Annotated in this window: 20 protein-coding genes; 13 read left to right on the top strand and 7 right to left on the bottom strand. The window is 69.6% G+C overall.

The genetic code is table 11. The annotated features are described in order from the left end of the window. Positions 1–43: 43 nt before the first annotated feature. Genes QUD34_RS10105 through QUD34_RS10095 form a run of 3 tightly spaced genes read left to right on the top strand, consistent with a single transcriptional unit; the run spans position 44 to position 3,142 of the window. Positions 44–1,123, top strand: coding sequence for a DUF4388 domain-containing protein (locus QUD34_RS10105; RefSeq protein WP_286353577.1), 1,080 nt, complete (start codon positions 44–46; stop codon positions 1,121–1,123). A gap of 10 nt (positions 1,124–1,133) precedes the next feature. Continuing rightward, on the top strand, positions 1,134–2,216 hold the full coding sequence (locus QUD34_RS10100; protein WP_286353576.1) for a hypothetical protein: 1,083 nt from the start codon (positions 1,134–1,136) through the stop codon (positions 2,214–2,216). Beyond that, positions 2,213–3,142, top strand: a complete 930-nt coding sequence (locus tag QUD34_RS10095; protein ID WP_286353575.1) for a cell division protein FtsX — start codon at positions 2,213–2,215, stop codon at positions 3,140–3,142. Before QUD34_RS10100 ends, QUD34_RS10095 begins: the two co-directional genes overlap by 4 nt. Before the next feature lie 4 nt (positions 3,143–3,146). Here the strand turns inward: QUD34_RS10095 and QUD34_RS10090 are convergent, their stop codons facing one another. Genes QUD34_RS10090 through murC form a run of 3 tightly spaced genes read right to left on the bottom strand, consistent with a single transcriptional unit; the run spans position 3,147 to position 7,760 of the window. After that, positions 3,147–3,731: a UbiX family flavin prenyltransferase gene (locus QUD34_RS10090; protein ID WP_286353574.1), complete on the bottom strand. Its 585-nt coding sequence runs from the start codon at positions 3,729–3,731 to the stop codon at positions 3,147–3,149. A gap of 22 nt (positions 3,732–3,753) precedes the next feature. Beyond that, a complete protein-coding gene (locus tag QUD34_RS10085; protein WP_286353573.1) occupies positions 3,754–6,372 on the bottom strand; it encodes a M14 family zinc carboxypeptidase in 2,619 nt (872 codons plus the stop codon). Positions 6,373–6,392: 20 nt separating this feature from the next. Further along, entirely contained in the window at positions 6,393–7,760 is a 1,368-nt protein-coding gene (gene murC, locus QUD34_RS10080; protein WP_286353572.1) for a UDP-N-acetylmuramate--L-alanine ligase, read from the bottom strand. Between the two features lie 253 nt (positions 7,761–8,013). Here murC and QUD34_RS10075 point away from each other — a divergent pair, with 253 nt between their 5' ends. Continuing rightward, a complete protein-coding gene (locus QUD34_RS10075; protein WP_286353571.1) occupies positions 8,014–8,736 on the top strand; it encodes a hypothetical protein in 723 nt (240 codons plus the stop codon). A 114-nt stretch (positions 8,737–8,850) separates the two neighbouring features. Here the strand turns inward: QUD34_RS10075 and QUD34_RS10070 are convergent, their stop codons facing one another. Next, positions 8,851–9,798: a diacylglycerol/lipid kinase family protein gene (locus QUD34_RS10070; protein WP_286353570.1), complete on the bottom strand. Its 948-nt coding sequence runs from the start codon at positions 9,796–9,798 to the stop codon at positions 8,851–8,853. Then, positions 9,795–10,664 (bottom strand): RluA family pseudouridine synthase, encoded by an 870-nt coding sequence (locus QUD34_RS10065; RefSeq protein WP_286353569.1) that lies wholly within the window; start codon positions 10,662–10,664, stop codon positions 9,795–9,797. Before QUD34_RS10065 ends, QUD34_RS10070 begins: the two co-directional genes overlap by 4 nt. A gap of 87 nt (positions 10,665–10,751) precedes the next feature. Here QUD34_RS10065 and QUD34_RS10060 point away from each other — a divergent pair, with 87 nt between their 5' ends. Both QUD34_RS10060 and QUD34_RS10055 read left to right on the top strand, forming a co-directional pair. Beyond that, complete coding sequence (locus tag QUD34_RS10060) at positions 10,752–13,868, top strand: C45 family autoproteolytic acyltransferase/hydrolase (RefSeq protein WP_286353568.1); 3,117 nt, start codon at positions 10,752–10,754, stop codon at positions 13,866–13,868. 94 nt (positions 13,869–13,962) lie between these two features. Next, complete coding sequence (locus QUD34_RS10055) at positions 13,963–15,186, top strand: ABC transporter permease (RefSeq protein ID WP_286353567.1); 1,224 nt, start codon at positions 13,963–13,965, stop codon at positions 15,184–15,186. Between the two features lie 34 nt (positions 15,187–15,220). Here the strand turns inward: QUD34_RS10055 and QUD34_RS10050 are convergent, their stop codons facing one another. Next, positions 15,221–15,649, bottom strand: a complete 429-nt coding sequence (locus QUD34_RS10050) for an RrF2 family transcriptional regulator (RefSeq protein ID WP_286353566.1) — start codon at positions 15,647–15,649, stop codon at positions 15,221–15,223. A gap of 110 nt (positions 15,650–15,759) precedes the next feature. On the opposite strand from QUD34_RS10050, the gene cysK reads away from it, so the two are divergent. From cysK to QUD34_RS10015, 7 genes are all read left to right on the top strand, one after another. Then, positions 15,760–16,716, top strand: coding sequence for a cysteine synthase A (gene cysK / locus QUD34_RS10045; RefSeq protein ID WP_286353565.1), 957 nt, complete (start codon positions 15,760–15,762; stop codon positions 16,714–16,716). Between the two features lie 20 nt (positions 16,717–16,736). Then, on the top strand, positions 16,737–17,198 hold the full coding sequence (locus QUD34_RS10040) for a DUF4395 domain-containing protein (RefSeq protein WP_286353564.1): 462 nt from the start codon (positions 16,737–16,739) through the stop codon (positions 17,196–17,198). 126 nt (positions 17,199–17,324) lie between these two features. Beyond that, entirely contained in the window at positions 17,325–17,945 is a 621-nt protein-coding gene (locus QUD34_RS10035) for a CAP domain-containing protein (RefSeq protein WP_286353563.1), read from the top strand. Positions 17,946–17,984: 39 nt separating this feature from the next. Further along, the gene (locus QUD34_RS10030; RefSeq protein WP_286353562.1) at positions 17,985–18,770 is read left to right on the top strand and encodes an MlaE family ABC transporter permease; all 786 of its coding nucleotides are present in this window, start codon (positions 17,985–17,987) and stop codon (positions 18,768–18,770) included. Next, on the top strand, positions 18,770–19,435 hold the full coding sequence (locus QUD34_RS10025; RefSeq protein WP_286353561.1) for an ATP-binding cassette domain-containing protein: 666 nt from the start codon (positions 18,770–18,772) through the stop codon (positions 19,433–19,435). The genes QUD34_RS10030 and QUD34_RS10025 overlap by 1 nt, the downstream gene beginning before the upstream one ends. Beyond that, complete coding sequence (locus tag QUD34_RS10020; RefSeq protein WP_286353560.1) at positions 19,432–20,397, top strand: MlaD family protein; 966 nt, start codon at positions 19,432–19,434, stop codon at positions 20,395–20,397. Before QUD34_RS10025 ends, QUD34_RS10020 begins: the two co-directional genes overlap by 4 nt. 199 nt (positions 20,398–20,596) lie before the next feature. After that, complete coding sequence (locus tag QUD34_RS10015; RefSeq protein ID WP_286353559.1) at positions 20,597–21,151, top strand: OsmC family protein; 555 nt, start codon at positions 20,597–20,599, stop codon at positions 21,149–21,151. Positions 21,152–21,154: 3 nt separating this feature from the next. On the opposite strand, the gene QUD34_RS10010 is transcribed toward QUD34_RS10015, so the two are convergent. Then, complete coding sequence (locus tag QUD34_RS10010; protein ID WP_286353558.1) at positions 21,155–23,788, bottom strand: PAS domain S-box protein; 2,634 nt, start codon at positions 23,786–23,788, stop codon at positions 21,155–21,157. Positions 23,789–23,810 lie beyond the last annotated feature (22 nt).

The following is a 23,810-nucleotide window of genomic DNA, read 5'->3' as shown; positions in this document are numbered from 1 at the left end:
GCATCTTCTTATAGGCTGTCAGTTTCCCCGAGAGGAACAACCCATGTCCCAGGGTGTGATCCAAGGCTCCATGCGCGAGGCGCCGCTGCCCGACATCATCCAGCTCGTGAGTCAGGGCGGGAAATCGGGGTGCTTCCATGTGCAGCAGGAAGCCTCCAAGGCCCGCATCTACCTTAAGGATGGCCGCATCATCCACGCGGTCACCCACTCGGGGGAGGGCTTCGAGGCCCTCATGGAAGTGGCCCTTTGGCTCGAAGGCAACTACCGGTTCGAGGAGGTGACGCCGGAGGTGCCGGCCACCATCAACAAACCCAACGCCTCCATCCTGATGGAGCTGGGCCGCCGCATGGACGAATGGCGCGTCATCAGCCAGAAGGTCCCGTCCGTGGACCTCTATCCGGCTTCCACGCTGCTTCCCGGCGAGACCCCGCATGGCGTCAACCCCCGCGAGGCCCGGGTCCTGGCGCTCGCCACGGGCTATTTCAGCGTGGCGGAAGTGGCCGAGGTGATGCAGAAGCCCGTGCTGACCATCGCCAAGGATCTCTATGGCCTGGTGATGGCGGGCCATGTGGTGCTGAAGGGCCTCCGCAGCGGCAAGCCCCCCAAAGTCGATGCGCCCGCGGCCCCGGCCAAGGAGCCGGGCCAGGATCTGGTGCCGGTCTCCGCGCTGCTCGGCGGTGCGCCTCCGCCCGTGATTACCAACTCCCGCGAGGAGGACACGGCCATCGTGCCGCTCCAGCGCCACGCGCCTCCCCCCCAGGCCCAGGGCTTCCCCGACGGGGACGAGGCCATCCCCGTGACGGTGGGTGGCGGCGTCGCCGGCGGTGCCCCGCCCCTGACCCCCAAGCCCGCGCCCGTGGACGACCCCCAGCGCATGGTCAAGCTCATGAACTTCACCCAGCGCATCGCCCAGGCCGCGAAGACGGTCCTGCCCGAGGTCCAGCACGAGATGGTCAACCGGCTCCAGGCCAAGGCCACCCAGCAGATCATCTCCGGCGATGGCCCCGAAGCGGTGAAGGGATTGGCCCTGGCCATCAGCCGGGGCGCCGTGGATGCGGGCTGTGATGCTGACATGGTGCGCACCCTGAACACGCACCTGAAGGCGCTCTTCGCGTCCAAGTAGGCGGCCGACCATGATGAATCGTCTCTTCCAGGGCCTCCTGGCCTCAGTCCTGCTGCTCTCCCTGGCCTGCAAGGAGACCGACACCGGCGGCTCTTCCGGGGGCACCGGAGGCGCGGCCCTCTACGCCTTCGACACCACCACCAGCAAGGTGTTCGTCTGGACGGACCTGAACGCGCTGTACAGCAGCACCACCGCGCTCGCGCCCACCTACCAGATCACTTCCAACCTGTTCAGCAAGGTCACCAACCTGGCCTGGGGCGGGGTGTGCTTCGACAGCCAGCGCGGCCTGCTCTACCTGGTGTCGGACACCGGCGACATCGTCCGGCTGAGCCGCATCCGCTCCCAGACGGGCTCCGTGTCCAGCATCGATGTGGTCTCCTTCCGCCTGTCCAGCGGCGACCGCCTCACCAACGGGAAGTTCGGCCAGAGCAGCCTCGACACCCAGAACGACAGCCTCTACATCACCGAATCCGGAGACAACGGCACGCGCATCTGGGCCGTGCCCGGCGCCAGCGGCCAGTTCCAGGACGCCTCGGTCTCCCTCCAGGCGATCCAGATGAGCGGGGATGCCGGGGGTACCGGCGTGGCCGCGGCCTCGGGCGTCGTCTACGCCTTCCTGAAGGACGGCAATCCCGTGGGCATGGACGCCCTGACGGGGCCGCGCCTCCGCAAGGGGACCGCCGCCGGGTTCGACCCGGCCCAGGTCATCCTCGGCAGCTCGACGGGGCTCGGCATCTACGGCGTCATGGCCCTCGACACGGCCAACGGCTACCTCTTCGTGGGCCGCCACAACACGGATGCGGGCAGCACCGCCGCGCCGATCCAGGCCTTCCGCGTCGGGCAGTTCGGCCTGTCCTACAACCAGGCCCCGGCCGCCACGCTGGGAAGCGCCACGGACCAGCCGAATCTCAGGGTGCTCTCCCATCCCGGCACCAAGGACTGGCTGGTGGGCCTGCCGGGCCAGGGCACCGTGGGCTACGGCACGATCTACCTCTGGAAGTCGCCCCTGGGCGGCACGGCGGCGAAGGTCGTCACGGTGACCCCCTCCGGGTCGGTCCTGAAGGGCGCGGCCATCGACGGGAACGCCTCATGACGACCCTGAGGTTGCTGGGCCTGCTGCTGCAGGATGTGACCCGGGACCTCTTCCGCCATCGCGGCCAGTACCTCCTGGCCGTGCTGACCCTGGCCTCCGGCCTCCTGCTGGCCGGCGGCGGGCTGCTGCTGGTGGAAAGCCTCGACCGCTTCGTGGGGCAGTTGGAGGGCATGGCCAAGGTGGTGGCCTACGCCGCGGAGGGGAAGTCCCTCGATGAAGCGGAGGCCCGCCTGCGCCGCGACCCGCGCTTCCGCGAGGTGCGCCGGGTCACGGCCGAGGAGAACCGCAAGCGGTTCCAGTCCGCCACCCGCGAGGCCGGGTTGCTGCTGGAAAGCGCCGGCCAGGACGCGCTGCCCGAAAGCCTGGAGCTGAGCCTCCGCCAGGACCTCGCCGCGGGGGGCAAGTCCGTGGAAGTGGGCGAGAGCCTGCGGAGCCTGCCGGGCATCGGAGATGTGCTGGCGGATCAGGAGCGGCTGGAGCAGCTGCAGCGCATGGCCCGCATGCTGCGTTCCGCCCTGGCCAGCCTGGGCGTGGTGCTGCTGGTGGCCGCGGGGTTCGCCACGGGCAATGTCATCCGCATGAGCATCCTGGCCCGCGAGGAAGAGATCACGATCATGCGCCTAGTGGGAGCCTCCGAAGGCTACATCCGCACGCCGCTGGTGCTGGAGGGCGCGCTGCTGGGCCTGGGCGGCAGCCTGCTGGCCCTGGCGGGTCTCTTCGGCCTGTGGCTGCCCGTCTCCCGGGGCTTTGGCAACCTGTCCCCGCTGCTGGTGGAACTGGCGCGGCTGGGCTTTTTCTCGCCCTGGAGCATGCTGGCCCTGGCCCTGCTCGGCGCGGGCACCGGCGCCCTGGGCGCTCTGTGGGCCTTCTGGACCACCCGCCGCGCCCAGCGCGAAGAGGCGGCGCTGATGGAAGGGTCGGGCTGAAGCCTCAGGGCTCCCGCCACCGCCGCGGATCGTCCTCGCGCAGGCCCAGTTGATCCAGCACGCGGGTGGCGAAGGTGTCGAACAGGTCGTCCAGCGTCTTCGGGCCGCTGTAGAAGCCGGGCATGATGGGCATGACCACGGCGCCCGCGTCGTGGACGCGGAGCATGTTCTCCAGGTGCACGCGGTTCAGGGGGGTCTCCCGCAGGCAGAGCACGAGGGGCCGGCGCTCCTTCAGGCACACATCCGCCGCGCGGCTCACCAGGGATTCGCTCACGCCCGAGGCGATGCGGCCCAGGGCCCCGGCGCTGCAAGGCACGAGCGCCATGCCGTCGAGGCGGTACGAGCCCGAGGAGATGTCGGCGCCCAGGTCCCGCTCGTCCCGCAGGCCCACCTTGGGCAGCGCGGCCAGGTCCCTCGGGGTGAGGCCGGTCTCGTCCAGCAGGCAGCGCTTCCCGGTGGGCGAGAGCAGCAGCGCGATGTGCGCCACCGCCGGGTTCGCGGACATCCGCCGCAGGACGGCCACGCCGAACGCGGAGCCCGAAGCGCCGGTGATGGCGAGGGTAAAGCGGAGGCCGCTGGGATTCGTCATGGAGCGCCCCTCATTCCGGGTCTCATTCTGGCGCAGGCCGGTAGGCCCCGAAGAAGATGGCGTTGTGCAGCAGGCGGCGGGTGAAGGGCGTCTGGCCGCGGAACACGGGATCGCCCGCCACCAGGATCACGGCACCCTGGCCCAGGCGCTCCCGCAGGGCGTAGGCGGTCTGTTGGAGCTTCGCCTCCAGGGCCTTGGGGACCAGGCCGGAGACCTTCAGGTCCTCCTTGGCATAGTGGATGGGATTTTCACCGCCGGGGCTCAGCTCCAGGATGGGATCGCTGGTGTCCAGCACCGCGCCGCCGGCTTCGGCATGGAGGCCCCAGGCCAGGGGGTGGCTGCCGTCCACCTGCGCCTTGAGGAAGGCCCCGGGAATGCTCTCCTCCAGGGCGCGCTCCTCGCGCTTGTCCCAGGGCCGCACCAGCTCCGCGGGATCGGCCTTGGGCGCCTCGCGCTTGGGATCCTTCTCCTTCAGCCGGGCTTCCTCCGCGGTCTTGGCCAGGAAGTGGAAGCCGGCCTGGGCGAGCCCCGCGCGCGAGGCGTACACGGCCCCGCCCTGGAAGGCCAGCAGGCTGCCGCCCTCCTGGACCCAGGCCTTCAGCTTGGCCGCCCCGCCCTCGCCGAGGAGCTGCTGCCAGGCCTTGCCCTGGGCGCCGTCGTCCACCACCACCAGATGGGTGAACCGCGCAAGCGAGGTGGCGCCGAGGCGGTCGGCGCGCAGCTGCACGAAGGGGAGCCCGGATTCGATCAGCGTGTGGGCCACGGCGCCGAAGGCCATGGGATTGGCCGGCCGGTCCATGAGGACGGCGATGCGGGGGGCGCGCAGGATCAGGCTGCGGTTGGAACCCAGATCCGGCCCCGTGGTCATCTGGGCCGAGTCCACGCCGGCGACGGGGTGGCGGTTGGCGGCGGCCAGGGCCTGGAGGCGCGCCCTGAGGGCGGGCGGATTGGTGCGGTTGGGGAGCACCACCGTGCCGGCGCCGAACTGGCGCTCCTTGAGGGTGGCGGGCTCGGCCAGGGCCGTGGCCTTGAAGCCCTCCTGGAGCAGGGCGGCCAGGGTGCGCTCGGCGCCTTCGTGACCGGCGGGGATCAGGTAGCCCCAGGCGGCTTCGGCAAGCGGGCTTTCGGCGTCGGCGGCCAGGGGGGAGGTCGCCACCCTCGGCCGGGCCTTCGCGTGCCAGGCGGGCACATGGAAGGCCAGGGGAAGGCTCCAGGCCGTGATGTCGTAGGTGGGCTTCGGCCCCATGTGGGCCTCGCCTTCGAGCAGGGCCTGGGCGAGGGCGCCTCGGGGCTGATCCAGAGGCACCAGGTAGCTGCCGGCCGGCAGGGCAGCGGCCTTGGTCAGGCCGATGGCCTCCAGTCCGGTGGTGGGCAGGTCCGCCCGGGTCCGCAGCACCTCGATGCCGTTGCGGGCCAGCAGGTCCGCCAGGGCCCGGGTCCGGCCGGGATCTTCGCCCTCCGCCAGCAGGAAGGCTCCCGCGCGGTCGCCCAGGGCGGCGCGTTCGCGCCGCGTCCGCTGGAAATCCCAGAGCAGGGCCCGGTGTCCGGCCGCGGCCGTGGCCACCGTGGCGAGGCTGGCGACCGTGTGGCGCCTGAGGCGGCCCTCGAGGGTGAGGATGTCGCCGTCCTGCCGCTTGTAGGCGGGGCCCCCCTGGCCCGCCACCTCGAAGGTCATGCCCACGGCGCCCTGAAAGGTGGGCCAGGTGTCCCCGTAGCCGGGGTAGAAGAGATCGAACACATCGCGGCTGAAGTAGGCCCAGCCGCGGGCATCGAAAGTCCGTGCCAGGGCCTGGCCGAAGGCCCCCTGCCAGCGGCCCGCGAACGGCTCCGGAAGTCCCTGGTGGATGGGCTGCATGGTGGGGGGGAAGTAGTACGAGGCCTCGGGCCACATCTCGTGGTGATCGGCCAGCACCTGCGGGTTCCAGCGCAGGAAGGCGGCGGTCTTGGCGCGGGTCTCCCCCTGGGTCTGCCAGACCCAGTCGCGGTTCAGGTCGAAGAGCCGGTGGTTGAAACGGCCGCTGGGCCAGCGGGCGGCGTTCTGCGCGTCCTGCGGATCGTTGGCGTTGAAGGGGGTGGTGGCCTCGGCCACGGCCTGGAGGTGCCGGACCCGTCCATCGGGGTTCTGCGTGAGGTCCATGAGGATCACCACGCGGTCGAGCTGCTTCAGCACTTCCGGATCGCGTGCCGCGGCGAAGTGGTAGGCCACGGCCAGGGCCGCTTCGGAACCGGAGACCTCGGACCCGTGGACGGAGTAGCCCAGCCAGACGAAGACGGGGTTGGTCTCCGTGATGCGCCGGGCCTCGTCCTCTCCGCAGGATCTCGGGTCGGCGAGCTTCGCGTTGAGGGCCTGCAGCTCGTCCAGGCGCTTCAGGTTCCCGGGCGAGGTGATGACGAGGAAGGGCTGCTCGTGGCCCTCCTCCGTGAGGTTCAGGGTCGTGAGCCGCACGCGGTCCGGGGCGGCGGCCGCCAGGGCGCGGACATAGGCCAGCAGCGCGTGCTGGGGCGTGTAGCGGACGCCGAGGTCCGGCAGGGGCACTTCGGGCCGGTGGTCCGCGGCCGGGAGCAGGCCCGGCGGCAGGCCGGCCGCAAGCGGCGCCGCACAGAGCGCCGCACAGAGTGTGGCGGGGAGGATTCGCCGCATCGGATGCCCCATTCCCGCGCTCAATCGAGTTCCAGGAAGGCCGGTCCGGCGTGGGTGATGGAACCCGCGCCGAAGGTGATGAGCAGGTCCCCGTCGCGGGTCAGCTGCTTGAGGGCCGCGGGCAGCTCTTCCACGCGGCCCACCAGGTGGACTTCCTTCTGCCCGTGGGACCGCAGGGCCGCGGCCACGGTGGCCCCGTCCACGCCCTGGATGGGCTGCTCGCCCGCGGCGTAGATGTCGGTGATCACGACGGAGTCGGCCTCGAAGAAAGCCGTGCCGAATTCCTCGAGCAGGGCCTTGGTGCGGCTGTACCGGTGGGGCTGGAAGGCCGCGACGATGCGGCGATCCGGGAACCCCGCACGGGCCGCGGCCAGGGTGGCGGCGATCTCGGTGGGGTGGTGGCCGTAGTCGTCCACCACAAGCACACCGCCCTTCTCGCCCTTGAGGTGGAAGCGGCGGTCCGCGCCGGTGAAGCTGGCCAGGCTGGCGCGGATCACCTCGTGCTCGACATTCAGTTCCAGGGCGATTCCGATGGCCGCCAGGGCGTTCAGCACCATGTGGTGGCCGGGAACGCCCATGCTGAAGGCACCGAGATCCTGGCCGTAGGCGCTCACCCGGAAGTGGGTGCGGAAGCCATCCTGGCGGATCTCCCGGGCGCGGATGTCCACCTGCGGGTGGGTGCCGTAGGTGTGCACCTGCTTCTTCAGGCGCGGGCGGACGGCGGCGGCGTTCGGATCGTCCATGCAGAGGAACACGGATCCGTAGAAGGGCACCTTGTTGGCGAAGATCACGAAGGCGTCCTGGATCTCCTCCAGGTCCTTGTAGTGGTCGAGGTGTTCGCGGTCGATGTTGGTGATGGCGGCCAGGGTGGGGTTCAGCATGAGGAAGCTGCCGTCGCTCTCGTCGGCTTCCGCCACCAGGAAGGGCCCCTTGCCCAGCTTGGCGTTGCTGCCGATGGTGCCGAGCTTCCCGCCGATGACGATGGTGGGGTCGATGCCGCCCTGGCTCAGCACCTGGGCCACCATGCTGGTGGTGGTGGTCTTGCCGTGGGAACCGGCGACGGCGATGCCGTACTTCATGCGCATCAGCTCCGCCAGCATCTCGCCGCGGGGAATGACGGGCACCTTGGCGGCGTGGGCGGCCACGACCTCGGGGTTGTCGCCCTTCACGGCCGACGAGATGACCACGACCTGGGCGCCCTCGATGGCCTGCCCGTGGTGGCCCAGGTGGACCGTGATGCCCAGCCCCCTCAGGCGCTGGGTGACGGCGCTTTCCTTCAGGTCAGAACCCGAGACCTGGTAGCCCAGGTTGGCGAGCACCTCGGCGATGCCCGACATGCCGATGCCGCCGATGCCCACGAAATGGATGTGCTGGATCTTGCCGAACACCAGAGGACTCCCATGTTTGAAACCGTCAGGATACCGCCAAGGCGACCTGACGCAGGGTGGTGGCATGGCTCTGGCATGATGAAGGTTCCATCCATCCCAAAGGAGGTGCGCGATGAGGCGTCCTGGTTCGCAGTTCCGCGCCGGTGCCGTGATGGCGGGTTTGGTCATGGCCGCAACCCTGTGTGGTGCTTCGCCACAGGGGGAGCAGGACCGTCGTGTAATGCCACATCCTCAGGGTCCCGTGGGGGGGCGCGTGGCGTCCGAAGGCCCCCGCCAGTCGAATCCGGCCCCCGTGGCCACCGGAGATGTCGGCGCCCGCCGCCACCCGGGCCCCCGCATGGTCGAAATGGAGCCGCGCCCAGGCCCCGCCCCCCGGGTGGCCCGTGTGGATGTCTACCCCGGCACCCAGGTGGTGGTGCCCCCCGCCTGGAACCGCTGCACCTCGTTGCCCGACATGGGCTACTGGCGCACACGGGACCTCATGGCTGAGATCAAGTGGCTCCAACGCAAGGGGTTCATTCCGGTGACTCCGCTGGGGGACGGCGTGGACGCCCTGACCGACTATGTCCAGCTGCCGGCCGGGTGGCGGGCCTACGGCATCTCCGTGCCTGTGGGCGGCACCGTTCAGGTCGAAGTCAAACATCCCAGCCTGGCTTGGTTCCGGCTCATGCTCGTGACCAGCGCGGGGACCCCGGGGCCCGGCATCCTGCAGGCCGCCATCGCGCACCAGCCGGTTCTTGTGACCTACAAGAATCCGAACAAGGTCGCGACGGCCGTCTATGTGATCGTGGACGATCCCGCCTGGTGGTCCGACGCGAAGAATCCCTACACCCTGGCCGTCCGCCGGGACTGGGATCCCGCCAAGACGGACCTGAGCAAGGTGAAGATCGTGGCGGGCATCTGGGGCGCCAGTCCCAGCGTCAGCGCCGAGTTCCGCGGGCCCAGCCTAACCGGACCGGCGGTCTATCCTCACTGATGTTCTCCGGGGGTCCCGCGCCGCGCGCATACCCCCGAGACCCCCGCACCAAGGCCCGGCTGAGCCGGGCCTTGGCTTGTTCCCATCTACCCATGCCCATCTACCCATGGAAGTTCAATCCCAAGGACAGGCCCCCGTCACCTGCATGCGGAAGGCCCGGGGCTCCACGGTGAGCTCGGCGCGGTCGCGCGCGGGGACGGGCTCGCCGTCGAGGTGCCAGGGCAGGGGGCGGTCCAGGCGGAGCGCGGCGCGATGGAGTCGGCCCTCATGCCGAAGGGGCGTGTGTCCCCCCTCGCGGAACAGCACAGGCACTTCCGCCATGAGGTCGAACCAGGAGGGGCGCGCCAGGGTCGCCCACTGCAGGGCGCCATCGGTGGGGTCGGCCCCGGGCGCGATCCAGAGACCACTGCCGTAGGTGGGGAGGTTGGCGAAGCAGAGGCTCCAGGCGGCCTCCGGCAGGCCGGACTGCGGGGCGCGGAATGCCGCCCGCAGCTTCTCCCGCCGGCTGGCGGGGCGGGGATCCGGGGCCAGCTCGGCGTCCCAGCTCAGGGGCGCGGCCTGCCAGGTGCGCCACAGCTGCCAGCACGCCTTGGCATAGGTGCCGAAGCCGCGGTCGGGCAGGGCGGCGAAGCGATGGGCCACGGCGGCCTCGAAGCCGGTGCCGCAGACATTCAGGAAGGGCTCGCCATCCAGGCGCGGCAGGTCCAGCCGCAGTTCCCGGCCCTCCAGCAGTCGGCGCAGGGCGCCCGCGGGTTCCAGAGGGGTGCGGAGCCCCCGCACCAAGCCGTTGCCGCTGCCGCCGGGGAGGGCGCCCAGGGGGACCGGGCAGCCCCGCTGCACCAGGGCCTTCGCGGCGTGGTGGATCGTGCCGTCTCCACCCCACACCAGCAGGGGGCCTCCGGCGCGCAGGGCCTGATCGATGGCTGGCCCGAAGTCCCAGGGCGGACCGAACGAGAGGGGTTCCACCCGATCCCGAAGCTCCTTCGGCAGGGGGCGCAGCAGCGCGTCCGGATCCTTGGGCGTGGTACCGGCGGCGGGGTTGAACAGGAGGGGGAGTTTCATGCCTGGAACCGCGTGGGCGGCGCCTCCAGGCGCAGATCCGCTCCGGTGACGGGATGCTGCAGCCCCAGCCGCCAGGCATGAAGCCAGAGGCGGTCCGAGGCCCCGCCCCCGTAGAGGCTGTCACCGAGGATGGGGCGGCCCAGGTGCGTGAGGTGGACGCGGATCTGATGGGTGCGGCCCGTGTGGATGCGCGCCACGATCCAGTACCCGGGGGTGAGCCCGGCGGTTTCCTCCGCGGTGGCGGGGCGGAAGTCCGTGCGGGCGGATTTGGGATCGATGAGGTCGCCTTCGCAGCCGAAGCGGCCGGGGTCGGCCCCCCGCAGGCGGCCGATGGGGGCCTCCACGGTGCAGGCCTCCAGGGGGGCGGAGATCCGGGCGAGGTAGAGCTTCTCCAGATCCCGGCCCGCGAAGGCGGCGGCCAGGCCCTTGTTGGCCTTCGGATCCTTGGCCAGCACCAGCAGGCCCGAGGTGCCCTGGTCGAGGCGGTGGTGCAGGAACAGGTTCAGGTCCGGCCTCTGGGTCTTCAGCAGGGCCAGCAGGTCGTGACGGTCCGTGGCCCAGGTGCCCTGGGTGGCGATGCCTGCGGGCTTGTCCACGGCCAGGATCCAGGCGTCCTCGAACACCACGGGGATGGCGGTGGTCGGGACCGGGGGCAGGTCGGGGTCGAAGGCCACGCGGACTTCCGTTCCGGGCTTGATGAGCTTGCCGGCCACCTTCACGCGCTTGCGGTCCACCTGCACCCCGCCCAGCTTCAGGGCCTCCCGCGCCGCCCGCCGCGACAGCTCCGTGCGCTTCGCGATGAGTTGATCCAGGCGCAGTTCGGCGTCTTCGGGGTCAGCGGTGAAGGTCCATTTGCGCAGCGTCATGGTTCCAGACTAACTGGTGCGCCAAATTGCCTCAAAAAGCGAGGCAATTTGGCGATGGGTTTGGCATGCTGGGAGACGGAGGCTCCCATGATCCGAAGGCTTTGCGTTGGGCTGTTGATGGCCGTGGCAGTCCAGGCCGCCGCATCCGATCTGCCCGTGTCGGGCTGGGCGCTGAAGCCGGGCTCCACGGCGACGGTGGCGGACCTGCGCCTCGTGGCGGCCCCGGCGGGATCGGAGGCCACGCTGGCCTCGGCCCCCGTGGCGCTGAAAGTCGGCGAGCTGTATCGCCTGAGCGCCACCATCCGCACGGAAGGCGTGAAGGCGGATGCCCAGGCCCGCTACCCCACGGCCCTGGGGGCCTGCCTTTCCATGGAGAGCTTCCCCTTCACCAATGCTTCGCAGAGCGTGGCCGGCACCTCGGAGCGGAAAGTCTCTCTGCTGTTCCTGGCCACCAGCTCCACCGACCGTGTGCAGCTCCACCTGGGCCGCAACGGCAAGGCCACGGGAGCCGCGGCCTTCAGCGGCGTCAAGCTCGAAAAGGTGGAGGACATCACCGCCTTCGTCCCCCTGCAGACCGTCCGCTGGGCGGGCAAGGGTTTCCGCTACGAGATGGGCGGCTGGACCTTCCTGCACATCGAAGGGGCGCCCTACGCCCGGGGCCGCCAGCACGGCGAGCTCATGTCCGATGAGATCGTGCGCTACATCACCAAGCTCGGCGTGCTGAAGAATGCGGCGGATCCCGTGCGCGGCTGGGCCGACCAGCGCCAGACGGCGGACGCCCTCTTCTTCCGGAAGTACGATGTGGAATTCCTGGAGGAGATGAAGGGCATCGCCGACGGCGCCGTGAAGGCCGGGGCGAAGTTCAGGGGCCGGGACCTCGACCTCCTCGACATCGTGACGCTCAACAGCGCCGTGGACATGAGCTCGCTGCAGGACGGCCTCGCCCACGCCCCGAACCCCCTCACGGGCCGCACCTTCATGACTGGCGATGACGAAGTGGACAAAGGCGGGAAGGGCGACCACTGCTCCTCCTTCGTGGCCACCAAGGGCGCCACCAAGAGCGGCCGCTTCCTCTTTACGCAGATGTTCATGTGGAACGGCTACACGGGCACCGAGTGGAATGTGATGCTGGATGTGGTGCCCGAGAAGGGGCACCGCGTCGTGATGCAGACCTTCGCGGGCGGTATCCACAGCGGCACCGACTGGTATCTCAACGCCTCGGGCTTGGTGATGGGCGAGACCACCGTGGGTCAGACGCCCTTCCATGCCGACGGCACCCCGCAGAGCAACCGCATCCGCAAGGCCGTGCAGTACGCCTCCAGCATCGACGAGGCGGCCGCCATCCTCTTCAAGCAGAACAACGGTCTCTACACCAACGACTGGACCATGGCCGACGCCAAGACCGACGAGGGCGCCTGCTTCCTGCTGGGCACCGAGAAGACGAAGATGTGGCGCACGGGCACCAAGGGCAAGCCCGCCGACACGCCGGGCAACCACAAGGACTTCATCTGGGCCAACAACAACAACCGCGATCTGGAGGTCCGCAGCGAGTACGGCGCGAACCCCGAGAACGCCCCGGCGGACCTGGCCTTCAACACCTGGAACCGCGACATCGCCTTCCAGGAGGTGTTCAAGACTTACGGCCCCACCGGCTTCGACATCGACATCGCCACGCGCGTCATGGCCACCAGCCCCATCAACCGCCCCCACGCCTGCGACGCCAAGCTCACCACCGCCGAGATGGCCGAGAAGCTCGTCTTCATCGCCCACCAGGGCAAGACCACCCAGCGGGAAAAGATGGTGGGCGGGCGCTGGATCGCCGACCTGCCGGGCGCCACGCCGCACCTGACCCATGGGTACACCGCGTTCAGCCCCATCTGGGTGACCGCGAAGCTCCAGGCCGCCCGGGCGACCTGGAGTCAGGAAAAGGGAATGAAGGCGGCGCCCGCGCCGGAAGTCGGTGGTGCGAAGGAGGCGTTCAGCTTCGACGCGAAGGGACTCTGGACCGGAACGGTCAAACCGGCCTCCGATGCGGAGAACTGGTTCATCAGCGCCTCGGCGGCCTACTGGCAGCAGATGAAGAACCTTCCCGCCGCACCGGCCAAGGCCTTCGAGACCCAGAGCGCCGCCCTGGCGGATCTGAACACCCGCCACCTCTGGCTGGAGGCCAAGGAGGGCGCCAAGGCGCCCCTGGCCACCACCACGGACTACGACCGCTACGGCGCCTACCAGATTCCGCGCATCCGCGGCGTGTTCGCGCTGCACCAGCTGCGGCTGCACCTGGGCAACGCCGCCTTCGCCAAGGCCATGCAGGCGGTTCACACCCGATTCAACGGGAAGCCTGCCCGGACGGCGGACCTTCTGAAGGTGATGTCTGAGGCCGCCGGAAAGGATCTGGCGCCGATCCTGAAACCTTGGATCGAGCGCGCGGACCTGCCGGCTCCCAAAATCCAGGCCCGGGTCGAAAAGGCCGGCGAAGCCTATGACGTGAAGGTGGATCTCGAGCAGACAGGTTCCGTCTATCCCTTCGTGGCCTTCGTGAACCTGGAGACGGAGAAGGGCTCCCGGTTGGAGCGCGTCGAAGGCAAGGCCGGCAAGACCAGCTTCACCTTCCGCAGCGAGGCCAGGCCCACGCGCCTGGTCTTCAATGCCGGGAACGACATTCCCCTGGCCCGCGCCAACTTCTGGGTGCCGGGCAATGTGCTGGACGACTGGAGCGCCACGCGCCTGGTCTACGGAACCGGCCGCGAGGTGGAGGCCCAGCGCACCCTCGCCTTGACCTACCGGGACGCCCTGGCCGACAACATGACCGAGGTGCTGCTGCCCACCCAGGCCGATGCGGAGACCCGCGAGTCCGATTTGGCCACCAGCGACCTGATCATCTTCGGCGGTCCCGCCGACAACGGGCTCACGGCCCGCCTCCAGGCCGAGGGCAAGTTGCCCTTCGAGGCCGGGGCCGGCTGGTTCAAGTGGCAGGGCCGAACCTACGGTCGACCCGATGACGGCCTCTTCGCCGCCTTCCCCAACCCCTGGAACCCGAAGCGCATGATGGTGCTCATCCTCGCCAACAGCCGCGTGCAGCAGTGGGCCATGACCAAGGCCATTCCCCGCGGGCTCCCCGGCTGGGCCGTCTACCGGAGCGGCGAGGTGCAGGCCAAGGGGCACGCCGCGGCGGAGGGGACGGCGATCTCTTTCCAGCCCTGAAGGTCCACGGAGGAAAAGCCTGCAGAGGCCCATGGCGGCCCCGTGGGTTTTCTCCGGGCGTACACTTCCAGGTAGTGAACCTTTCGGAGGGCCCATGGGATCCATGGAGCTGCTCAAGATCGCCGTCCACGCCATTCTTCGGAACAAGATCCGGGCCCTGCTGACGATGCTCGGAATCATCGTGGGGGTGGGGGCGGTCATCGCCATGATCGGGATCGGCGAGGGTTCCAAGCGCGCCTCCCTCGCGATCATCCGGAACATGGGCTCGAACATGCTCACGATCTTCCCGGGCGCTCCGGGAACCCACACGCACCACGGGCCGCAAGCCATGGGTTCCGCGGAGATCCTGCGGCCGGACGACGCGGAGCTCATCCAGCAGGAACTGGCCCTCTCCACGGTGCATGCGGCCACGCCCCAGGTGCAGACCACGCGGCCGGTGGTCTACCAGAACACCAACTACCTGACACAGCTCCAGGGCACGGGGACGGAATTCCTGGGAATCCGGGGCTGGGATCTCCAGGCCGGGCGCTTCTTCACCGAGGCGGAGGTGAGGGGGATGGCCAAGGTCTGCGTGATCGGCCAGACCGTGAAAGACAACCTGTTCGCCAGTGGCGAGGATCCCCTGGGGCAGATCATCCGGGTGAACCACCTCCCATTCCAGGTCGTGGGCGTTCTCGAAAAGAAGGGCGCGGGCATGTGGGGGGACCAAGACGACCTGATCGTGGGCCCCTACACCACGGTCATGCGCATGGTCATGGGCCGGACGACCATCCAGCGCATCATGGTCAGCGCCCATGAAGGGGAGGCCGAACTCGCCGAAGCGGAGATCACCGCCCTGCTCCGCCAGCACCTGAAAGTCCCGCCCAAGGATGTGAACCCCTTCCAGATCCGAAAGCAGGACGACATCGTGCAGATGCAAAACCAGCAGGCCAGCCTCCTGACGGCGCTCCTGGCCGTGGCCGCGAGCATCTCCCTGGTGGTCGGCGGGATCGGGATCGCCAACATCATGCTGGTGAGCGTCACGGAGCGCACCCGGGAGATCGGCATGCGCCGGGCGGTCGGGGCCACCCAGCACCAGGTCCTCTGGCAGTTCCTCACGGAGGCGGTCGCCCTGTCCCTCATGGGCGGCATCGCGGGAGTCGCGTTGGGCCTGGTGGCCATCACCGTCCTGCAGCACTTCCAGCTTCCGGCCGTGGCGGAGACCTGGGCCGTGATGCTGGGCCTCTTCTTCAGCGGGATGGTCGGGGTGGTCGCCGGATTCCTGCCCGCACTCAAAGCGGCGCGGCTGGATGTGATCGACGCGCTCCGGTACGAATAGGGCCCCTGATGTTCCCCTCCGCGGCTTGGAGTTCTCAGATCGAGTAGCCGTGGCTGTCCACTTCCAGGGCCTGCTGCCGGGCGGCCAGGTCGGCGAGGGTGGTGGCGCGGAGGACGGCGCGGGCGGCCTCGGTGCTGCGCGTCCAGAGTTCGCGGACGGCCCGGGCCCCGGGGGTGGCATCGGTGGGCAGGCTGGCGGCGGTCCAGCGTCCTTCCAGGGCCTCCAGCACCTCGAGGGCCGTGATGTGGCTGGGGTGCCGGGCCAGTTCACAGCCCCCGCTAGGGCCCCGCTGGACCTTCACGAGCCCCGCCGCCTTGAGGTTGCCGAGGAGCACCCGGAGGAACTTGGGGGGCAGGGCCTGGCGCTCGGCGATGGCCGCCACGAGTGCTGGACCCCGTCCGGCCTGCAGCGCCAGATCCACCATGAACAGCAGCCCGTAGCGTCCTTTGGCCGAACCCTTCATCGCCATCCTCCGGGAGTTAATATACAACTAAAACAATTAACAAACTTGACAATTTCTTTTCCATTCCCATACTCCAGAGTCCGGGCCCTGCCCGAACCCTGGAGGGAACCATGAGCCGCCCCACCGACCGCCCCAACCGCGTTGAACATGCCTACGATCTGGTGGGCTACACCCCCGTCGTCCGCCTGAACCGCCTCGTGCCGAAGGGCTCGGCCAAGGTCTATGTGAAGCTCGAGAGCGCCAACCCGGGCGGCAGCGTGAAGGACCGCATCGCCTTGAGCATGATCCAGGACGCGGAGGCCCGAGGCGCGCTGAAGCCCGGCATGACCCTCCTGGAGGCCACGAGCGGCAACACGGGCATCGGCCTGGCGTTCGTGGCTGCGGCCAAGGGCTACAAGATCACGCTGGTGATGCCCGACACCATGACGCAGGAGCGCCGGGCCCTGCTGAAGGCCTACGGGGCCGAGCTGGTGCTGACGCCGGGCTCCGGCGGCATGAAGGCCGCGGTGGACAAGGCCCAGGAACTGGCGGATGGAGATCCCTCCTACTTCCTCGTGCGCCAGTTCGAGAACCCCGCCAACCCGGCGGTCCACCGGCGGACCACGGCCCTGGAGATCCTGGAGCAGGTGCCGGAGCTGGATGCCTTCGTGGCCGGCGTGGGCACGGGCGGCACCGTGACCGGCGTGGGCGAGGTGCTCGCCGAGAAGAAGCCGGGCACCCTGGTGGTGGCCGTGGAACCGGAGACCTCGCCCCTGCTGAGCACGGGCAAGGCGGGCCCGCACAAGCTCCAGGGCCTGGGGCCGAACTTCGTGCCGGGCATTCTGAACCGCCAGGCCTTCCAGCGCGTCCGTCCCGTGGGCTACGACGACGCCATCGCCATCGCCCGCCGCCTGGCCCGCGAAGAGGGCCTGCTCACGGGCATCAGCACCGGCGCCATCGTCTTCGCGGCCCTGGAAGTGGCGAAGGAGCTGGGCGAGGGCAAGACCGTGGTGGCCGTGCTCTGCGACACCGGCGAGCGCTACCTCACGCATCCCCTGTTCGCCGAGATCGACGGCCCCGCGCTCTAGGCATGAGGTCGGACGCGCGCGTGCCTTCAGCGGTGACCCGGCCTGGACCGAGCTGCCCCATCGTCCCGAATCTTGTGGATGAAACGGCGGGCCGGATCGCCGCAGGCCTGTCGCTGGGCCTCTTGGCGCTGGCGGTCGGAGGCGGCTGGGCCTGGATGGTCCTAACCCTGGCAGCGGATTTCGCGTTCCGCGCCGCGGGGCGTTCAGCCTGGAGCCCCGTGGCGCGCTTGGCGGGATTCCTCCGCCGGTGGGCGGATCTCCCCGCACGGACGGTCAACGCCGGTCCCAAGCGCTTCGCGGCCTCTCTGGGCTTTCTGTTTTCGCTGGGAACCGGGTTGGCTTGGCTGGTGGGACTGCGGTCCCTGGGCCATGCCCTGGCGGCCACGCTCGGCCTCTGCGCGGGCCTCGAGGCGTTCCTCGGCGTCTGCCTGGCCTGCCAGATCCATCCATGGCTGCCTTGGCGCCAGTGGGGCGAGGGCTAGGGCGAGAGCCAGGGCCAGGAGAGCGGAGGCGCCGAGGTCCGTACGCCCTCCCGCCGCCTCGACGAACCGGCCGTCTGAAGGAGGCGGATTCCCTCGCGTCTATTCTGGAGGATCCCCGAGGTATCCATGAGGACCGCCGTACTGTCCCTCGTCACGCTGCTGCTTCCGGCCCAGGCGCCGGCCCCCGAGGTTGCCACCCCCTTCGAGCGGGCGGTGGTGCAGGAGATGAGCGAGGCCCGGATGCGGCCGAGGGCCTACGCGAAGCATCTGCGGGAGCTGCGCTCCGGGTTCGAGGGCACGCTCTGGAAGCGGCCCGGCCGCGTACCCTTGCGCACCGAGGAGGGCGTGGCGGCCCTGGACGAGGCCATCGCCTTTCTCGAGTCGGCCCGGCCCCTCGGGCCGCTGCGCTTCAACGAGGGGCTGGCCCGGGCGGCGCGGGCCCACGCCCGGGATCTCGGGCCCCGCGGCAGCCTGGACCACACCGGTTCCGACGGCAGCCGTCCGTCGGACCGGCTCAACCGGATCGGCACCTGGCATGGGCTCATCGCGGAGAACATCAGCACCGGCGAGGACGAGGCGCGGCAGGTGGTGATCCAGCTGCTGATCGACGATGGCGTGCCGGGCCGCGGCCACCGGAAGGGCCTCTTCAATCCGGACCTGCACCAGGCCGGCGCGGGTTCCGCCCCCCACCGCGACTACCGGGTGGTGACGGTCATCGACTATGCGGACGGCTTCGTCTTGAAGTGATCGATTTTCTGCTAGCCTGAATCATCCCTTGGGTGAGACATGGCTTTCCTTGCGCGGCTCGGCGCGCCCGTGCGCGGTTTCCTGGAGTTCCTGGGCGATCAGGCTCACCTGGTGCTGCGGACGCTGCGGGACGCCCTGTTCCTGCGGTTCGGCCAGCTGGCGGTGGTGGGGGCGCAGACGAAGCTTCAGATCCGGTTCACGGGGCTCGACGCGGGGGCGCTCGTGGCCGGGACGGCCCTGCTGCTGGGCGCCGTGACCTTGATCCAGGCCTTCAGCCAGCTGTCCGGGCTGGGGGCGGAAAACTACATCGGCGCGCTGATGGTACTGATCATCCTCCGGGAGCTGGGTCCGCTGCTGACGGCGGTCCTGGTCATCGGCCGCAGCTCCACGGCCATCGCCGCCGAGCTGGGCACCATGCAGCTGAACGGGGAGGTGGATGCCCTGGCCGCCCACGGCGTGAATCCCTACCAGTACCTCCTGCTGCCCCGCTGGCTGGGCGTGCTCGTCTCGGTCTTCGCCCTGGTGGTGTTCTTCGACGCGGCGGCCCTTTCCGGTGGCTTTCTCGTGGCCAGGCTGAAGTACGGCGTCACCTTCGGGTTCTTCATGGATTCGGTTCGACAGACGCTGTCCAACCGCGACTTCGCCGCGACTCTGCTGAAGATCGTGTTCTTCTCGGGGGCCATCACCTTCCATGCCTGCCACTTCGGGCTGCGGATCCGGCGCAGCCAGACCGAGATCCCCCAGGCCGTCACCAAGACCGTGGTGTCGGCCCTGGTGGCGGTGTTCCTGATCGACGGCCTCGTGGCCGCGCTCTTCTACTTCTGATGCTCGAGCTCCGCGGCCTCGCCTGCGATTCGCCCGAGGGGCGGCCCCTGGTTGAGGGGCTGGACCTCTCGCTGTCGCGCGGCGCGAACCTCCTGGTGACGGGGGGCAGCGGATCGGGCAAGAGCCGGCTGCTGAAGGTGATCGCGGGCGTGGAACGCCCCCGGGCGGGCCAGGTGCAGATTGCGGGCGTTCCCGTCTGGCCCGGCGACGGCGCCCTGGCCCTGGCCGGGCGCGTCCGGATGGGCTTCGCCTTCGCCGCCGGTGGGCTGCTTTCGAACCTGAGCCTGGCGGACAATGTAGCCCTGCCGCTGCGGTTCCGCGGCCTGCCGCACCACGAAGTCCAGATCCGGGTCGGGAGCGCGCTGGAGCGCCTGGGCCTGAGCCCGGTGGCCGGGCTCAGGCCCCATGCGGTGAGCGGCGCCGCCCGCAAGCATGCGAACCTCGCCCGTCTCCTCGCCCTGGATCCCGAGCTGGCGCTGCTGGACGAGCCCCTGGAGGGCCTGGACGCAGCAGACCGCGCGCTGGTCCTGGATCTGGTGGGGACCTGGGCGGGCGACCCGGAGCGCACGCTGGTGATCGCCGCCGAGGACGCCGCCACCTTCCCGGGCCTTGAGGCCCACCGGCTGGCTCTGCGTTCCCCCTCATCGCCGCCGGAGGCGCCATGAACTTCGAAAAGCAGGACGCCCGCCTCGGGCTCTTCGTCCTCCTGGCCCTGGCCCTCTTCGTGGGGCTGCTGGCCTACAAGAATGCCGGGGCCGTGACGGAGAAGACGCACCGGCTGGTGGTGCGCCTCGATGAGATGGAAGGGCTCGTGCCCGGCACCGATGTCCAGTTGAAGGGCTACCGCGTGGGGGCCGTCGATCGGGTGGACATGGTGCAGGAGGGCGTGGATTATCACTTCCTCGCCACCATCTCCGTGCGCGAGGACATCCGCCTCTGGCGCGGCACCCGGGCCGTGGTGGCGCCCAAGGGCGTGGGCAGCGTGATGCTCGACCTGCAGCTGCCTGAGGTGGTGGAGCGGACCGTGGCGTTGACTGCGGGTGACCAGATCCCGGGCGTGGCCGGAGTCTCCCTCGGCGGCGTGCTCGAGCGCGCCGACCGTCTGCTGGCCAACCTGAATGGGTCCCTGGATGCCATGAGGGACCGCGTCCAGAAGAAGGGGCTGGGGGACCTGCTGGAGCACCCCTCCGTGGCCCAGGCCCTGCGATCCCTGGATGCCACCCTGCGCGAATTCCAGGCTCTGGCCCGTGAGGGCCGCGGCCTGACGGCCCATGCGGACCGCAGCATGGCCGGCGCCGACCGGGCCCTCGCGGACCTGGAGAAGAGCCTGGCCGTGACGCGGTCCCTGCTGGAGGCGCGGGGCCCCGAGCTGGACCGGATCCTGGTGAATCTGGCCTCGGTGCTGCAGCAGTCCGATGGCCTGCTGGCGCGCTTCCGCACCGAAGACCAGCCCGAGGTCGAGGCCAGCCTCAAGAGCCTGAGGCGGTCGCTGGCCTCCGTGGAGGAGCTTCTCCAGCTGCTCAAGCAGAAGCCCAGCCGCGCCGTCTGGGGCACGCCGTCGGAGGCGGAACGGGAGCGGGCGAGGAAGGCCCTGGAAGCCGCCCGGGCCATCCCCATCCCGAAGTGACGGAGCCTTCCACGGCGGTTCCCTGGTGGGGGGTGGTTCGAATTTTGCGACCTTGTTTCAGACTCAACGCGGCCCATGCTGGGGACCTGTTTCCAGGGGGCGCCGTGCCATGCGGCGGCCTTGGGTGTTCCCTACGCGCTGCTCCGCCGGGAGGCTTGGCCTGCCGGCGGCCGGCGGCCCGATCCCAGAAGGAGGATTCATGGGCAGCATCGCAACCATCCACAACGGGGTGAATGTGGAGGACCTCAACGCCACGGTCGCCCAGGTGAAGGCCAATCCCGCCCTCGCCAAGTTCACCTTCCGCTCCAAGGCCAAGTGGATCAACCGGGCCCATTCGCAGAGCACTTTCGACTCCCTCTATGGAGCGGGGCAGGAGCACAAGCGGGCCACGCCCATGTTCCTCGAGGGTGACGAGCCCGCCGCCCTGCTGGGCACGGACCTCGCGCCCAACGCCGGCGAGGCAGCACTGCACGCCCTGAGCTCCTGCCTCAGTGTGACCTACGCCTACACCGCCGCGGCCATGGGGCTGGACATCACCAGCCTCAGCTTCGACATGGAGACGGATACCGATCTCCGGGGCTTCCTCGAACTGGACAAGGCCATCCGGTCCGGACTCTCCCAGATCCGGGTGAAGGTGAACCTCGCCTGCAGCGGCACGCCGCAGCAGATCAAGGAGCTGCACGAGCAGGTGATGCGGACTTCACCGCTGTACGACACCTTCAAGAACCCCGTGGACATCCGGATGAGCCACTGAGTTCTAATTTCCCGTTTCATCCTGGCCCGTCAGGCCCTCCAGCAGCTGCCGGAGTTCGGCGAGGGTGAAGGGCTTCTGGAGGGCCAGGACGGCGGGGAAGCCCGCGAGCAGCAGCTTCAGCTCGTTGTCCAGGAACCCCGTGGTCACGAGGACCCGGAGGCCCGGACGCAGCTGGAGGATGCGGGGGAGGGTCTCGGCCCCGCTGAGGCCCGGCATGTTGTGGTCGAGGATCACGAGGTCCGCCGGCAGGCCCGCGTCCAGGCGGCGGAGGGCCTCCAGCCCGCTGGAGGCCGTCTCCACCTGGTGGCCGAGCTGCTCGAGCATGGCCGGCAGGATGCTCCGGATCAGGGCATCGTCATCCACCACGAGGATGCGGAGGCTGGCCGCCTGGGGTGCGGAGGCGACCGGCTTGGCCCCAGCAGTCTCCGCGCCTTTTTCGGCGGCGGGGAAGCTGAGGCTGATGCGGGTGCCCTTGCCCACCTCGCTCTGGATGTCCAGGGCGCCCCCGTGGGCCTTCATGGTGCCGTAGACCATGGCGAGGCCCAGCCCGGTCCCCCGGCCCGTGGGCTTGGTGGTGAAGAAGGGTTCGGTGACGCGGGGGAGGACCTCCGCGGGAATGCCCTGGCCCGTATCGGCCACCACCAGGATGACCTGGGCGCCCTGCCGCCGGGTGCGGACCTGGAGCGTCCCGCCGCGGGGCATGGCGTCGAAGGCGTTCACGCAGAGGTTCATGAAGGCGCTGCCCAGGGTGCTCGGCTCGCCCATGATGGGCGGGAGGTCGTCTTCGAGCTGGACATCGAAGATGAACCGCTGCCGGCTCGTGCGGACGAGCAGGTCGAGTTCCTCGCGGACCATGGCGTTCAGATCCATGATCCGGGCCTCCTGCAGCCCCTTCCGCGCGAAGTCCGTGAGGCCCTTCACCAGGTCCCGGCCCCGGCCGGCGGCCTTCTCGATGGTCTGGAGCGAGCGCGCCAGGGCGTCGTCGCCCTGGGCCTTGGCCTGCAGCAGGGAGGACATCCCCAGGATGGCGGCCAGCACATTGTTCATGTCGTGGGCGATGCCACCCGCCAGGCTGCCCAGGCTGTCCAGCTTCTGGGCGTGCTGGATCTCGGTTTCCAGCTTCAGCCGCTCGTCCTCCGCGCGCCGCCGCTCGGTGAGATCCTGGGCGAAAACCAGCCCGGCCAAGCCGCCGGGAAGGTCCAGCGACACCGACTGGGCCTCCACCCAGACCTCGCGGCCCTTGAGGGTGAGGAGGGTCATGGCCATGGGCTGGGCGGGCAGGTTCGATTCGTGCAGGGCGCGGGCCCGTTCCCCCACCACGGCCTGGAAGTCCGGATGGATGAAGGGCATGACTTCGCGGTTCAGGATGCCGCCGGGATCCTCGGCCTCCAGGAGCCTTGCCATCGCCAGGTTCGCGTGGAGGATGCGGCCTTCCCGGTGGATGAACATGGGGGCGGGCGAGGACTCGAAGAGCTGCCGGAAGCGGGCCTCGCTCTCGCGGATCTGCCGGCTGGCTTGGACCTCCTGGGTGATGTCGCGGAGGAAGGAGACGACCTCACCCTTGGAACTCAAGAGGGAGGTGGTGACTTCCAGGTCGAGGATGCGGCCGTCCTTGGCGCGGTGCTGGGTCCGGAAGCGGTGCTCCACATCCCGGCCCTGCTGGATGTCGGCGAAGTGGTGGGCGACCTCATCGGGGGTTTCCTGGGCCTCGACCAGGGAGATGGGCTGCCCCAGGAGCTCCTCCCGGTCGTACCCGGACAGGCGGCAGTAGGTCTCGTTCACCCATTGGATGAGCCCCTCCCGATCCAGGAACCACAGGCTGTCCGGCGTGGTGGCCCGGATCGCCTCGAAGCGCTGGGACCGCTCCTTCAGCTCCTCGACCATCCGCTGCTGCACCTGCGCCGACCGCACGATCCGCCGCACCCAAACGAAGATGGCGCCTGCGCCCATGAGCCAGAACGAGGCCACGGCCAGCAGGGAGATGGCCTTGTGGGACAGACCGAGGGCCGAAGGGCCCGATCCGACCGGCACGGTGACGCTGATGCCGCCCCGGACATCGCCCACCTTGTAGCCCTGCTGGGCGTGGCAGGCCAGGCAGCTCGAATCGACGAGGAAGGCGCCCATGTAGCGCAGCACCGGACGCCCGTTCTCCCTCAGCACCTCGGAGTAGTTCCGGGCACCGCGCTCGAAGGACTCGAGGGCCCGCCGCTCCCAGGCATCCGGCGCGTTTTCGGGCCGGATGGGATGCAGGCTGGTGATGTGGCCCTGCAACCCGTAGGCATCGGCTCCGAGTTCGTGCACCATCCGCGTCATGTAGGCGGGGTTCACCAGGGTGAGGGCCTTCCCCTGGGAGGTGGTGATGTCCCGGTCCGGCCGGTGGGACAGATGCGGATTGGGGGGCGTCTTCCCGTTGAGCGGTACATAGACCCCGCCCCGCTCCGAAGCCCAGCGGCGGTAGGCCAGATCCTTGTGGTAGCTGTCCATGGCCCGGTTGAGGGCGATCTCCCGCTCCTCCCGAGTGGAGAAATACAGGACCACCCCCAGGATGCAGCCCACGATCACCGACCAGATGCCGAGCAGGAACAGGAAGGTCCTGGGCATGCTCGGCCGGATCAGGGAGGTGGGCACTTTGAACATGGCGGGGATCGGGGGAAGTCAG

Source organism: Geothrix oryzae (assembly GCF_030295385.1).
Taxonomy (GTDB): domain Bacteria; phylum Acidobacteriota; class Holophagae; order Holophagales; family Holophagaceae; genus Geothrix; species Geothrix oryzae.
The sequence above is the reverse complement of the archived record's forward strand: the minus strand, read 5'-3'. Positions and strand labels throughout refer to the sequence as shown.

Excerpts from the sequence above, each read along its gene's own strand:
- QUD34_RS10090 (WP_286353574.1), bottom strand. The coding sequence starts at position 3,731 with ATGACGAATCCCAGCGGCCTCCGCTTTACCCTCGCCATCACCGGCGCT.
- QUD34_RS10020 (WP_286353560.1), top strand. The coding sequence starts at position 19,432 with ATGAACTTCGAAAAGCAGGACGCCCGCCTCGGGCTCTTCGTCCTCCTG.
- QUD34_RS10060 (WP_286353568.1), top strand. The coding sequence starts at position 10,752 with ATGATCCGAAGGCTTTGCGTTGGGCTGTTGATGGCCGTGGCAGTCCAG.
- QUD34_RS10030 (WP_286353562.1), top strand. The coding sequence starts at position 17,985 with ATGGCTTTCCTTGCGCGGCTCGGCGCGCCCGTGCGCGGTTTCCTGGAG.
- QUD34_RS10050 (WP_286353566.1), bottom strand. The coding sequence starts at position 15,649 with ATGAAGGGTTCGGCCAAAGGACGCTACGGGCTGCTGTTCATGGTGGAT.
- QUD34_RS10010 (WP_286353558.1), bottom strand. The coding sequence starts at position 23,788 with ATGTTCAAAGTGCCCACCTCCCTGATCCGGCCGAGCATGCCCAGGACC.
- QUD34_RS10055 (WP_286353567.1), top strand. The coding sequence starts at position 13,963 with ATGGGATCCATGGAGCTGCTCAAGATCGCCGTCCACGCCATTCTTCGG.
- QUD34_RS10035 (WP_286353563.1), top strand. The coding sequence starts at position 17,325 with ATGAGGACCGCCGTACTGTCCCTCGTCACGCTGCTGCTTCCGGCCCAG.
- QUD34_RS10105 (WP_286353577.1), top strand. The coding sequence starts at position 44 with ATGTCCCAGGGTGTGATCCAAGGCTCCATGCGCGAGGCGCCGCTGCCC.
- cysK (WP_286353565.1), top strand. The coding sequence starts at position 15,760 with ATGAGCCGCCCCACCGACCGCCCCAACCGCGTTGAACATGCCTACGAT.
- QUD34_RS10065 (WP_286353569.1), bottom strand. The coding sequence starts at position 10,664 with ATGACGCTGCGCAAATGGACCTTCACCGCTGACCCCGAAGACGCCGAA.
- QUD34_RS10015 (WP_286353559.1), top strand. The coding sequence starts at position 20,597 with ATGGGCAGCATCGCAACCATCCACAACGGGGTGAATGTGGAGGACCTC.
- QUD34_RS10085 (WP_286353573.1), bottom strand. The coding sequence starts at position 6,372 with ATGCGGCGAATCCTCCCCGCCACACTCTGTGCGGCGCTCTGTGCGGCG.
- QUD34_RS10070 (WP_286353570.1), bottom strand. The coding sequence starts at position 9,798 with ATGAAACTCCCCCTCCTGTTCAACCCCGCCGCCGGTACCACGCCCAAG.
- QUD34_RS10100 (WP_286353576.1), top strand. The coding sequence starts at position 1,134 with ATGATGAATCGTCTCTTCCAGGGCCTCCTGGCCTCAGTCCTGCTGCTC.
- QUD34_RS10025 (WP_286353561.1), top strand. The coding sequence starts at position 18,770 with ATGCTCGAGCTCCGCGGCCTCGCCTGCGATTCGCCCGAGGGGCGGCCC.
- QUD34_RS10095 (WP_286353575.1), top strand. The coding sequence starts at position 2,213 with ATGACGACCCTGAGGTTGCTGGGCCTGCTGCTGCAGGATGTGACCCGG.